Consider the following 12359-nt stretch of genomic DNA (forward strand, 5'->3'; position numbering starts at 1 on the left):
GCGTAGTCGATATCCGGCCCCCTTCTGTAACCAATCACACCTGCTGCCTGCATGCCTGCCGCGCTTAACGCAGACCGTTCGCGCGGCCGTGCCGGTTGCCGCAACCCCTCGATCACGGCCCGCTTGCCACTAGAATCGTGCATCCAGGCATGATGGGCAGGTCACCCAATGGATATCGCCGTGTCGCCGTTTGCCGGTCTGTTGCCGGAGACGTGCGAGACAGCCGGATTGTTGCTGTCGTCGTCCGCATGCGTCACCGATCCGCTGCTGCGCGACAGCCAGGCGCTGCGTACGGCGCTTTCGGTGTGCCTGCATGCGCGGGTTCCGATGCTGCTGGTCTGGGGCGACCAGTGGCGCTGCATCTACAACGATGCCTGCGTCGCGCTGCTGGGCGAACGCCACCCGGCAGCATTCGGCCAGCCATTGGCGGAACTTGCAGACAGCGTTGAAGCCGGCCACACCTATGCCGATGCGCGTGCAGCATTGACGCTGTCGGCGTGGTCCTGCAGTCCGGTCCTGCATGCCGGCGAACGTCTGGGCATGCTGTATGTCGCCCGCACGCCCGCCCCCGCTGCAGGGCCGACTCGTCGCGAGGCCCCGCCCGCAGCGGTGCCCACCTCGCTCGACCAGTCGCCGGCCTTCATGGCGGTGCTGCGTGGGCCCAGCTACATCATCGAAAGCGCGAATCAACGCTTCCACGAGCTGGTCGGCCAGCGTCCGTTGCTTGGCCATCCATTGCTCGAGGCGATGCCGGAAATCGCCGACCAGGGCTATCTCGAGCTGCTCGATGAGGTGCGACGCAGCGGCCGTCCTTTCATCGGCGAATCGATGTCCGCCTATCTGCAGCGCACGCCCGGCAATGCGCTCGATCAGACCTTCGTGGATTTCCTGTATCAGCCGATGCGCGAGCGCGATGGCCGCATCGACGCAATCCTGGTGCACGGATTCGATGTCACCCAGCAACGCAGCATGGCAAGTCGCGACAGTTTCTTGCTGATGCTCGAAGACGCGCTGCAAAACGTCTCCGATCCGCGTCAGATCATCGATACCAGCGTGCGACTGCTGGGCGAACACCTGCAGGTCAATCGCTGCGCGTTCGGCCTGGCGGCGGCAGACGGCAGAACCATGCATGTGATCAGCGACCATGTGCAGGATATGCCAAGCCTGCAGGGCGATTTTCCGCTGGAAGTGGCGCAAGGCTTGCGCGACGCCTTGTTGGAAAACCGCCCCTGGTTCACCACCGATGCGATGGCGCCCGGTGCGCCGGACTATGTGGCGCAGCAGTATCGACGCTCCGGCCTGCGCGCGTCGCTGGCGATTCCGCTGCACAAACACGGCCGCCTGGTTGCGGCCATCGGCGTGCATCAGCGCGCACCGCGGCGCTGGTTGCCCACCGAGATCGAACTGGTCCGCCTGGTTGCGGCGCGCTGCTGGGAGTCCATGCAACGGGCCAAGGCGCAGCAGCAACTGGCTGCCAACGAGGCGCGGCTGCGCCGACTGGCCGACACGCTGCCGCAGATCATCTTCATCGCCGACCAGGAGGGTCAGCCGCATTACTTCAATCGGCGCTGGTATGAATACACCGGACTGGATCCTGCCGACAGCCAGACCGCTGCGTGGCATCCGGCGCACACCGCCGATGGCCGGCAGCTATCCGCGCAAGCCTGGGCGCTGGCCATCGAGGGCGAGCGCGCCTACGAAATGGAGTGCGAGCTGCAACGCCACGATGGCCAGAGGCGCTGGCATCTGGCGCGCGCCCTGCCCGTGCGCGGCGACGACGGCAGCATCAGCGAGTGGATCGGCACCTACACCGATATCCATGACCGTCGTGCGTTCGAGCAACAGCTGCGCGAAAGCGAAGTGCGCTTCCGCGCGTTGTGCGAGACGGTACCGGCGATGATCTGGATGGCCGATGCGCAGGGCGACTGCGTGTACTGGAATCCGCGCTGGTATCACTTCACCGGGCAGGCCGAAGACCAGGCGATGGATCAGGGCTGGTGGGATGTGATGCATCCGGACGATGCCGAACGCGTGCGCCATGCGTTCGGACAGGCGTTGGCGCAACGTGGCGAGTTCCTGGCCGAGTACCGCGTGCGTCGTCACGACGGGCAATACCGTTGGTGCATCGATACCGCGTCGCCGCACTTCGCCAGCGACGGCCGCTTCCTTGGCCACATCGGTTCGCTGACCGATATCTCCGAACGCAAGCACATCGAAGATGCCACCGCCTCCGATCGCGCCATCCTGAGCCTGATCACCACCGGCGCACCGCTACCGATGGTGTTGGACGCCATCGCATCGAGCGTGGAAGCGCGCGGCGAGATTGCGCTGTATTGCGCGGTGATGGTGCTGGATGAAGTACGCAAAACGCTGAGCTTCGGCTCGGCGCCGCATTTTCCGATCGAGTACTGCGGGCATTTCGAGGCCTCGCCGATCGGACCGAACGGGCCGCCCTGCGCGCGCTCGGCCTACCTCGGGCAGCAGGTGATCTGCCAGGACATCCAGGCAGACCCCAGCTTCGGCGACCACCACGCGATTTCGGCGGCGCTGGGCATCGTCGCCTGCTGCGTGACGCCCATCCTGGACAGCAACGCTCAGGTGCTGGGCACGCTCAACATCTACTACGACCGCGCGCACCTGCCCTCGCTACGCGAACAGGCGATGGCGCGCTCTGCATCGCATCTGGCCGGCATCGTCATCGAGCGTACGCGCGTGGATGCCAAGCTCAAACAATCGCTGCAAGCCGAGACCGCCGCACGCAGCCAGGCCGAGCATGCCAGCCGGGTCAAGGACGAGTTTCTGGCCACGCTCAGCCATGAATTGCGCACACCGCTCAACGCCATCCTGGGCTGGTCGCGGCTGATGCAGTCGGAGGTGTTCGAGCCGGCCAATCTGGGCAAGGGCCTGATCATCATCGAACGCAGTGCGCGTGCGCAGACGCAGATCATCGACGACCTGCTCGACATGAGCGCGATCCTGTCCGGCAAAATCCGCCTACAGGCAGAACACTTCGATATCGCAGGACTGATGCGCAGTACGATGGAGTTGATGCAGCCATCTGCGCTGGCGCGCGACATCGCGCTGGAACTGGATGCACCCGACGCAGGCGAACTGTGGTTCTTCGGCGATGCCGGGCGCCTGCAGCAGGTGCTGACCAATCTGCTCAGCAACGCCCTCAAGTTCACCTCGCCTGGTGGCACGGTGCGGGTGGCGCTGGACATCGAGGACGAGCGGCTGCGGCTATGCGTACAGGACACCGGCATCGGGATTGCGGCCGACTTCCTGCCGCATGTGTTCGATCGCTTTCGGCAGGCCGATGCCGGCACCACGCGCCGCGTGGGTGGGCTGGGGCTGGGCTTGTCGATCTCGCGTCAGTTGGTCGATCTGCACGGCGGCAGCCTGGGGGCATCGAGTGCGGGCGAAGGCAAGGGGGCGACCTTCACCATCGTGCTGCCGTTCCAGCACGGGGTCAGCGATCTGCGCCCGGCGTCGGCCGAGTCGCTGCAGGTCGGCCCACTGCCGAGCGATTGCCTCGGACGCCTGGATGGCGTGCGCCTGCTGCTGGTCGACGACGACCAGGATTCGCGCGAGGCGGTGGTGCAGTTCCTGATGCTTGCCGGCGCGCAGGTGCAGGCGGCCGGCTCGGTGGAGGCGGCCGAACAATGCCTGGCAGAGGCACCCTTCGATGTACTCGTCAGCGATATCGCCATGCCGGTGCGCGACGGCTACGACTTGATCCGCACGGTACGCTCCGGTCGCGCCGACCTGCCGCGACATATCCCCGCGATCGCCCTCACCGCCTATGTGCGCGAAGAAGACCGCGACCGCGCAGTAGTCGCCGGATTCGATGCGCATATGGGCAAGCCGGTGGAGCCACCCGGCCTGGTCGATCTGATCGAACGTCTGATACTGCCGACACGCGCGGTACGCAGCGAGGCATGAGATCGCGCGGGAGCGGCTAATAAAACAACGTCGTCAACCATGCCCTGCTTGCAACACACACACCGACCATATTGACTGGTCCTTGTCCGCCCACCGTCGCGGGACCTGGAGCGGCATGGATGCCGCGCCAGAGCCTATAGGGACGTACTTGCGGCGTGTCCTGCGATGGTGGGCGGGCAAGGGCCATGCAGCAAGGTTTCGGATCAGCCGCTGTACGACTGATCTCTCCGCATAGGCGCACCACGACGGTGAGTGGGCAGCGAACCCACAGCGAAGTTGCAGATCAGCCGCTCCAAGCGCGATCCAATCAAAGCAATAGATCCGCCGCCTTGCGAACGGATCTACCTGAACTGCCCGGCCACACAAGCACAGCAGCCGGGCAAGCAGAATCAGCTGCGCTTGGCGCGTGCGAACGCGGCGGCCAGCGCGTTGTCGGCCGGCGGCGCAGTGATGCGCGGCTTGCTGTTGCCCTGCGCCGGGCCACGTCCACCGCCAACATCGCGGCGGCCCTGCCCCGGGCCGCCGTTGCCGCGTTGATCGCGCGATTGTGCTGCTGCATCGGCCGGCGGTGGCGTGTCGGACAGACGGCAGGTCAATGCGATGCGTTTGCGCGCCACGTCCACTTCCAGCACCTTGACCTTGACGATGTCGCCGGCCTTGACCACGTCGCGCGGATCCTTGACGAAGGTGTCCGACAACGCGGAGATGTGCACCAAGCCATCCTGATGCACGCCGATATCGACGAACGCACCGAATGCAGCCACGTTGCTGACCACGCCTTCGAGCACCATGCCGGGCTTGAGGTGCTTGATGTCCTCGATGCCTTCGGCGAACTGCGCCGCCTTGAACTCGGGACGCGGATCGCGGCCGGGTTTTTCCAGCTCCTTGAGGATGTCGCGCACGGTCGGTACACCGAACCGCTCGTCGGTGAACAGCTCCGGCTTGAGTCCACGTAAAAAGCTGCCATCGCCCAGCAAGGCCTTGATCGGCTTGCCGGTGTTGCCGACGATGCGCTCGACCACAGGATAGGCTTCCGGATGCACCGCCGACACGTCCAGCGGCTCGTCGCCATCGGCGATGCGCAGGAAACCGGCGCATTGTTCGAAGGTCTTGTCGCCCAGACGCGGCACCTTGAGCAGGTCCCTGCGGCGCTTGAACGGACCGTTGTCGTCGCGATGGCGCACGATGTTCTCCGCCACCGTGCTCGACAGCCCGGACACGCGCGACAGCAGCGCCGCCGACGCGGTATTGACGTACACGCCGACCGCGTTGACGCAGTCTTCCACGCGCGCTTCCAGCGCCTTGGCCAACCGATACTGGTCCACATCATGCTGGTACTGGCCCACGCCGATCGCCTTGGGTTCGATCTTGACCAGCTCGGCCAGCGGATCCTGCAGGCGCCTCGCGATCGACACCGCACCGCGCAGCGACACGTCCAGATTGGGGAACTCCTTGGCCGCGAACTCGGATGCCGAATACACCGACGCCCCCGCTTCGCTGACCACGATCTTTTGCAGTTTGCTCGCCCCGCACAGTGCGATCGCCTCACCGGCGAGCTTGTCGGTCTCACGGCTAGCCGTGCCGTTGCCGATCGCGATCAGCTCCACGTCGTGCTGCAGGCACAGCTTCTTGATCGTCTGCAGCGACTGATCCCACTGCCGCTTGGGCTCATGCGGGTAGATCGTCTCGGTGGCCACCAGCTTGCCGGTGGCATCGACCACGGCGATCTTGCAGCCGGTGCGGATACCGGGATCGAGCCCCAGCACCACGCGCGGGCCGGCCGGCGCGGCCAGCATCAGGTCCTTGAGATTGTCGCCGAACACGGCGATCGCCTCGGCCTCGGCCTTTTCGCGCGCCTGGTTGAACAGGTCCAGCAGCAGATGCATGTGCAGCTTGGCGCGCCAGGTCAGCCGGCAGGCATCCAGCAACCAGCGGTCGGCCGGGCGGCTCTGGTTGGAGATGCCGGCAGTGCGCGCCACACGGCCCTCGGCGTATTGATGGCCGGCCTCGGCATCGTTGCCCGGCTCCAGATCCAGGTACAGGAATTCCTCGCGGCGCGCGCGAAACAGCGCCAGCAAGCGGTGCGAGGGAATCTTGGACAGCGATTCGGCATGGTCGAAGTAATCGCGGTACTTGGCACCGGCCTCTTCCTTGCCCTCGGCAACGCGCGCGCGGATCACGCCGTTGTCGCTCAACCAGCTACGCAGCTCGCCCACCAGGGCGGCATCTTCGCCCCAGCGCTCCATCAGGATGGCGCGTGCGCCTTCCAGCGCCGCCTTGATATCGGCCACGCCCTTCTCTGCATCGATGTACGGCGCCGCAGCGACTTCCGGTGCCTGGTTCGGGTCGGCCAGCAGCCCGTCGGCCAGCGGCTCCAGGCCGGCCTCGCGCGCAATCTGCGCACGCGTGCGGCGCTTGGGCTTGTAAGGCAGGTACAGGTCTTCCAGCCGCGACTTGGTGTCGGCCGCCACGATCTCACTGCGCAATTCGTCGCTGAGTTTGCCCTGCTCGCCGATGCTGGACAGGATCGCCGCGCGGCGCTCTTCCAGCTCGCGCAGATAGGTCAGGCGCGTTTCCAGATTACGTAGCTGGGTGTCGTCCAGCCCGCCGGTGACCTCCTTGCGGTAGCGCGCGATGAACGGAACGCTGGCGCCTTCGTCGAGAAGGGCAATGGCGGCGCGCGCCTGAGCGGGTTGAGCACCGATCTCGTCGGCGATGGTGCGAGCGATCTGCTGGGCAAGCTGGCTGTCGTGCATGGCGGCGCGGCCGGAGCCGCTTCACTGAAAAAAGCATTTTCGCAGTGCTGGCCCGCCGCGGGAACCCGTTGACAGGATCGCCTTAAACCTATGCCGACGCGTCTTGCAGCAGCCAGCAAGACGTACCGGGCGGTCGTCGGCTAGGCGTGGGTGGCGCGGAGGAACCGGTGTGGACAAGCGCCTGCCGATTCCGAGCACCGGCTGCACCCGCCTGGCGGCTCGCGCGGTATAGGTGAGCCGCTCTTAGCTGGCGCGACCTGCGTAATAGGTGGCCGCGCGCTCGACCAGGATGCTTTCGTGCAGCGACTCCAACGCCATCACGCGGATCTTGCCGACGTCCTTCAGCGGCACCATGCGCTCGACATAGATCTCCGGCCCGGCGTCGGTCATCGCACGCGACTTGCTGAACCCGTAAGGCACAACACCCTTGTCGCCGTCTTTGCTGCCACCGACGTACAGAACGATCGACATGCCCACACCCTCGTTAACAACTGTGACTACGTTAGTGGCGCGAGCATAACGACCGTGCCGTGAGGAGCTTTCCACGCACGTTAACGCCGGCTGTTTGCGGTTCGGTGACGGCCAGGGCCGGCCCCTGTCTGCACGAGCGCTTCACCCCGCTTGCCCGTCCAATTGTGCTCCGCCCGCATGTACGACACCGCATGGACCTCAAAAGTGGCTACCCGTTCTGGTCGATCCGCAACGGTCTGATGCGCGCCTACCCGCGTCTGGAGCAGGACACCCATTGCGAGGTCGCCATCGTCGGCGGCGGTGTCACCGCCGCCCTGATCGCACACGAACTGCTCAAGCACGGGCACGAGGTGGTGGTGGTCGAGCAGCGCGAGATCGGCTGGGGCAGTACGTCGGCCAGCACCGCCTTGCTGCAGTACGAAATCGACACGCCGATGATCGCCCTGGCCAACCACTACGGCATGCCGGCCGCCGCGCTCGCATACGGGGCATGCGCGCAAGCCATCCTCGACCTGCAAGGCCTTTGCAATACGCTGGGCGGCTGCGACTTCAGCCGTCAGGACAGCCTGTACTACGCCAGCCGGTCGCGGGATCTCGACGACCTGCGCAGCGAACTGGACATGCGAAAAACCCAGGCGCTTCCGGTGGAATGGGTCGAGCGCGCGCCTTTGTGGCACAACTACGGCGTACGCTCCGAGGGCGCGATCGTCAGCCGCCTGGCCGCCAGCGTCGACCCGTACCGGTTGTGCTACCGCCTGTTTGCAGAAGGCGAGCAGTACGGCGCGCGCATCTACGACCGCACCGCGATTGCCACCATCACACCCCACGACAGGCATGTCGAATTGCGCACCCGCCACGGGGTCACGCTGCGCGCCCGGCACGTCATCATGGCCGCAGGCTACGGAAACCAGCAGTGGCTGTCGCAGCGCGTGGCACGCAACCGCAGCAGCTATGCGTTCGTGACCGATCCCTTGCACGACAGCGAGATGGGCGCGCTCAAGCACACCATGATGTGGGAAACCGCGCGTCCTTACCTCTACTTGCGCAGCACGCCGGATGGACGCGTGGTGGCCGGCGGCGAAGACGACAACATCGATCTCCCCGCGCGTCGCGATGCGCGTGTCATGAGCAAGCTGAAGACGCTGCTGAAGAAGATCCACCAGACGATGCCGGATATCAGCCTGCGCCCGGTGTTCGCCTGGGGCGGCACCTTCGCCGAAACCGCCGATGGACTGCCGTTTTTCGGCCCGCATCCCGAACATGGGCCACGGGTGTCGTTCGCGATGGCTTATGGCGGCAACGGCATCACCTACAGCGCGATCGGCGCAGGCTTACTGCGCGCGCAACTGGAAGGCAGGCCTCACCCGCTGTCGGAACTGTTCGGTTTTTCGCGGTTGCGCTGAGACACCCACGGCCACCAGCCGTGGCCGTGCATCGCATACGCGTCGGCGGCCCGTTCCAGCGGATTGCGTACATGGATGCCGCCGCACAGGAAATACACCGGCAGAAACAGTGGGCCGAGCAGCATGTACTGATAGACATGGGCCCGCTCGTGGTCGCCCAGGCGCACCGGCGGGTGACGACAACGCCCGGCAGCATGCGCATACGTGCTGCATTGCAGATCCAGCGAGGCGCCCTTGAGCAGGATCACATTGCCAAGCGTCATCGCCCCGCCCGGCCCCCACGGCCAGGCATGGAACACCACGGCGAGTTCCTGGTGGGACCAGCGCGGACGCGCGCCAAGACAACTTCCTGCGGCACCGAGCGCAAGACCGAGCAAGGTGTTGGGCAGCGTCCACACCGCGCCCAGCACCTGCACGGCGGACCACCCGTGCCGGGCGGGCGTCAGTCGGCCTGGTTGGGGATCAGCAGCCACAGGATCAGATAGACCAGGATGCCGGGAAACGCGGCCGAGGCGATCGACACGATCACGAACAGCACGCGCAACAGCGTGGAGCTCCAGCCGAACCGGCGTGCGATGCCGCCGACCACGCCGGCGATCATGCGATCGTTGAGGGAACGGGACAACGCGGTGGTTGTGGCCATGGAAGGCTCCTTCGAACGTGGTGCCCAGTCTAAGGAGCGCAGCGACAGCGCATCGTGATGGATGCGGCTTCTCGTCTCACGTGCAGCGCAACGCGAGTCGCATCACGCGTTGCCGCCACGTTCCTGCAACCAACGGTGGATCGCCACCGGCACCTCGCGCTGCGCACGTCCGGAGACATAGATGCCGATATGCCCGCCGCGGAAACTCAGCTCGGTGTAGTCCTCGCTGCCGACCAGGCCGCGCAACGCACGCGAGGCGTCGGGCGGCACCAGATGATCGTGTTCGGCGTAGATGTTGAGCACCGGCATGTCCACCGCCTGCAGATCGACCGCCTCCCCGCCGATGCGCACCTGCCCGGTCACCAGCCCATTGCGCTGATAGAACTGGGTGACGAACTCGCGGAAGGCCTCGCCGGCCAGATCGGGCGAATCGAAGATCCACTTTTCCATGCGCAGGAAATCTTCCAGCGCCTGCTTGTCGTCGAGGATGTCGAGCAAGCCGACGTACTTCTGCAAGTTCAGCCGGAACGGCTTGAGCATCAGGTAACTGGCGTTCATCAGATCCGCCGGCACGTTGCCCATGGTGTCCACGAACAGATCCACATCGACCATGCGCGCCCAGTTGGAAAGCATGTTGTCGGGGGTGTGGAAATCCACCGGCGTGACCATGGTGATCAGGTTGCGTACCTTAGGCCGCTGCAGCGCCGCATAGCACAGCGCGAACGTGCCGCCCTGGCAGATGCCGAGCACATCGACCGCCTCCAGCCCCGACTGCGCGCGCAGGTGGTCCACCGCGCCATCGATATAGCGCAGCAGATAGTCCTCCAGCGTCAGGTAACGCTCGGAGCGGTCCGGGTAGCCCCAATCCAGCACGTAGACGTCCTGGCCGTGGCCCAGCAGGCCCTTGACCAGCGAGCGGTCGGCCTGCAGATCGACCATGTACGGGCGATTGACCAGCGCGTAGACGATCAGCAGCGGCGTCCTGGCCACCGGCGCCTGCTCGCCGACAAAGCGGTACAGCACCACCTTGCCGTCGCGCCAGATTTCCTCGCGCTCGGTCACGCCGTAATCCACGTCTTCCACGCCGGGCAGCAGCTTGAGCCCTTCGCGCAGCTTGCGCTGCATCGACAGGGTTTCCTGCATCAGGTCTTCGGCGCTGAATCCCAACGGGCCTTTCATGCCTGCGCTCCACGCGACTTGCGTGCGGCCGGCGTGCCGGCGGATGTGCCGGGGGATGGCCTGGAGGCGCTTTTCGACGCCTTCGTATTCTTGGCTGGAGAGGTTTTCGCTGGCGGTTTCTTGACCGACCTGGTCGCCGCTGCCGGCTTGGGCGCAGCGTCCGGCTTGGCCGCCGGCGCACGTCTGGCCGTGGCCGGTGCGACCGGATCGGCCGCCGCTGCAGCGGGCTTGCCGGCCGGGCTGGCAGCGGTGCGCAACATGCGCCGCACCGCACGTTCCAGCTCGGCGATGCGGCGATGCGCGGCGTCCATCTCCGAACGCGTCGGCATGCCGAAACGCTCGCTCAACTGCTCCACCTCTTCCTGCAGCGCGGCGCGCAAGCGCATATGCGCATTGGCAAAGCCGCCGTACACCTCGCGAAACTGATCGGACAAGGCGACGTCGGCATACGACTCTTCGGCGGCCTCGATCCACAGATCGAACAAGGCACGCGCGCTGGTCAGCTGACTGCCGCTGCTTTCATGCTCGCCCAGCTTGGAGGCAAACCGCCCGAACGCCTGCTCGATGGCCGACTTGAGTTGTTCGCCATAGGCCTGCGATTGCGCCTGGTACTCCTGCTGCGCGCGGGCCAGCGTCTGCAGGCGGGCCTGGTGATTGCGGTTCAGGCCGAACGCCGGCATGTCCAGCCACGGCGCGTTTTCCTCCCGCCACTTCGCCAGGGCCTGCGCGGCGTCCTGCAGCCACGGGTCGAAGCCGCCCGGGCTGCCGCCACGCAGCGAGCCCAGCGTCCACTGCATCAGCTGCTCGCCCTGCCCCTGCACGGCGCGTCGCCAGGCTTCGGAGACTTCGTTGGCCGAGGTGTCGCGCCCGGCGAACTGCGCGGCCACCTGCTGCATGGTGCCGAACCAGTCGCCGGCCTGATGACGGAAGCGGTCGATCGCCTCCTGCGCCTGCGGTGCGGCCTGGGTGGGCAGCAGTTGCGACCACCAGTCCATCGCCTTGCGCCAATCCTGCGGTGCGTCGCTACCCGGTCCCGTCGCGGGAACGGCGCCGGGCTGCGCAGCGGCACCGGCCTGGCCGTGGCGCATGGCATCTCCCCAGGCGCTCCAGTACTGGCGCGCCTTGTCTTCGAAGTTGCCGTTGTCCGAACCGCTGGTTGCCATGATCCCTTCCCGTGACTGTCCACCAGCCATCCTACCGCGTGTGCCCGGCTGTATCGGTCAGGGTTTGGGGATCCGCAGCGTCTTGCTGATCATCAGCGAGCCGGACACCGCAAACAGCAGCACCAACGGGTGGAACTGCCACGGCCCGAGCTGCCACTGGCCCCACCACAAGGTCTGGCCGATATGGCCACTGCTGGCAGCGACCGCCAGCAGGATCACCAACAGCAGGCTGGTGGGGATCGGGGTGCCTTCGAAGTACGGCACCTTGTCGGCCTCGCCGGCGATCTCTTCGGCGGTCACGTTGTAGCGCGCCAGCCGGCTCACGCCGCAGCAGACGAAATAGCTCAGTACCAGCCAATCCCAGCCGCCGCGCATGCCGCAGGCATAGCCCAGCGCCGCCGGCGCCACCCCGAACGAGATCACGTCGGCCAGCGAATCCAGCTCGCGGCCCAGCGTCGAGGACGCCTTGCGCCAGCGTGCCACATGCCCGTCCAGCGCGTCGAACACGAACGCCAGCGGGATCAGCGCCATGCCCAGCAACAGGTCGCCGCGATGGCCTTCCTGCAGGAAGCGCATCGACGCGAACACCGCGCCGGTGCCGCAGAAAGCGTTGGCCAGGGTGAACCAGTCCGCAAGTTGGAAATCGCGCAGCATCGAGAAATGGCGTTTCATGCGGAACCTGAGAAGTGCAAGGCACAAAGGGTAACGCGCGCACGCCATGCAGGCGACCGTTTCGCGCCATGGGCTAGTCTGGCGATCGACGCGGCCGCTCCGGCCGGGCACGATCAATGACGAGGACAGC

Annotated in this window: 8 protein-coding genes, 1 other RNA gene and 2 pseudogenes; 3 read left to right on the forward strand and 8 right to left on the reverse strand. The window is 66.0% G+C overall.

Annotation, left to right across the window (positions count from 1 at the left end; genetic code table 11):
• Window positions 1–540 precede the first annotated feature (540 nt).
• Window positions 541–954: pseudogene (locus XaplCFBP3123_RS21885) on the forward strand (PAS domain-containing protein); the annotation flags it as partial.
• Window positions 955–960: 6 nt separating this feature from the next.
• Window positions 961–3942 (forward strand): annotated as a pseudogene (locus XaplCFBP3123_RS07490) (PAS domain S-box protein); the annotation flags it as partial.
• Window positions 3943–4331: 389 nt separating this feature from the next.
• Here XaplCFBP3123_RS07490 and XaplCFBP3123_RS07500 read toward each other — a convergent pair.
• From XaplCFBP3123_RS07500 to XaplCFBP3123_RS07510, 3 genes are all read right to left on the reverse strand, one after another.
• A complete protein-coding gene (locus XaplCFBP3123_RS07500; protein ID WP_104533485.1) occupies window positions 4332–6698 on the reverse strand; it encodes a Tex family protein in 2367 nt (788 codons plus the stop codon).
• 110 nt (window positions 6699–6808) lie between these two features.
• A non-coding RNA gene (locus tag XaplCFBP3123_RS07505) (sX9 sRNA) lies at window positions 6809–6881 on the reverse strand.
• A 60-nt stretch (window positions 6882–6941) separates the two neighbouring features.
• The gene (locus XaplCFBP3123_RS07510; RefSeq protein ID WP_104533486.1) at window positions 6942–7169 is read right to left on the reverse strand and encodes a hypothetical protein; all 228 of its coding nucleotides are present in this window, start codon (window positions 7167–7169) and stop codon (window positions 6942–6944) included.
• A gap of 191 nt (window positions 7170–7360) precedes the next feature.
• Here XaplCFBP3123_RS07510 and XaplCFBP3123_RS07515 point away from each other — a divergent pair, with 191 nt between their 5' ends.
• Complete coding sequence (locus XaplCFBP3123_RS07515; RefSeq protein WP_104533487.1) at window positions 7361–8572, forward strand: NAD(P)/FAD-dependent oxidoreductase; 1212 nt, start codon at window positions 7361–7363, stop codon at window positions 8570–8572.
• Here XaplCFBP3123_RS07515 and XaplCFBP3123_RS07520 read toward each other — a convergent pair.
• The 5 genes from XaplCFBP3123_RS07520 to XaplCFBP3123_RS07540 all read right to left on the reverse strand — a co-directional run bounded on the left by XaplCFBP3123_RS07520 (window position 8530) and on the right by XaplCFBP3123_RS07540 (window position 12277).
• Window positions 8530–9018 carry a hypothetical protein gene (locus XaplCFBP3123_RS07520; RefSeq protein WP_429001620.1) on the reverse strand — a complete coding sequence of 163 codons (489 nt, stop codon included), beginning with the start codon at window positions 9016–9018 and terminating at the stop codon, window positions 8530–8532. The genes XaplCFBP3123_RS07515 and XaplCFBP3123_RS07520 overlap by 43 nt on opposite strands.
• Window positions 9015–9215 carry a PspC domain-containing protein gene (locus XaplCFBP3123_RS07525; protein ID WP_016904409.1) on the reverse strand — a complete coding sequence of 67 codons (201 nt, stop codon included), beginning with the start codon at window positions 9213–9215 and terminating at the stop codon, window positions 9015–9017. The genes XaplCFBP3123_RS07520 and XaplCFBP3123_RS07525 overlap by 4 nt, the downstream gene beginning before the upstream one ends.
• 102 nt (window positions 9216–9317) lie before the next feature.
• Window positions 9318–10394: a class III poly(R)-hydroxyalkanoic acid synthase subunit PhaC gene (locus tag XaplCFBP3123_RS07530; RefSeq protein ID WP_104533489.1), complete on the reverse strand. Its 1077-nt coding sequence runs from the start codon at window positions 10392–10394 to the stop codon at window positions 9318–9320.
• Entirely contained in the window at window positions 10391–11560 is a 1170-nt protein-coding gene (gene phaE, locus XaplCFBP3123_RS07535) for a class III poly(R)-hydroxyalkanoic acid synthase subunit PhaE (protein WP_104533803.1), read from the reverse strand. The genes XaplCFBP3123_RS07530 and phaE overlap by 4 nt, the downstream gene beginning before the upstream one ends.
• A gap of 54 nt (window positions 11561–11614) precedes the next feature.
• A complete protein-coding gene (locus XaplCFBP3123_RS07540; protein WP_172453143.1) occupies window positions 11615–12277 on the reverse strand; it encodes a CDP-alcohol phosphatidyltransferase family protein in 663 nt (220 codons plus the stop codon).
• Between the last annotated feature and the right edge of the window lie 82 nt (window positions 12278–12359).

Source organism: Xanthomonas arboricola pv. populi (assembly GCF_002939945.1).
GTDB lineage: Bacteria > Pseudomonadota > Gammaproteobacteria > Xanthomonadales > Xanthomonadaceae > Xanthomonas > Xanthomonas arboricola_A.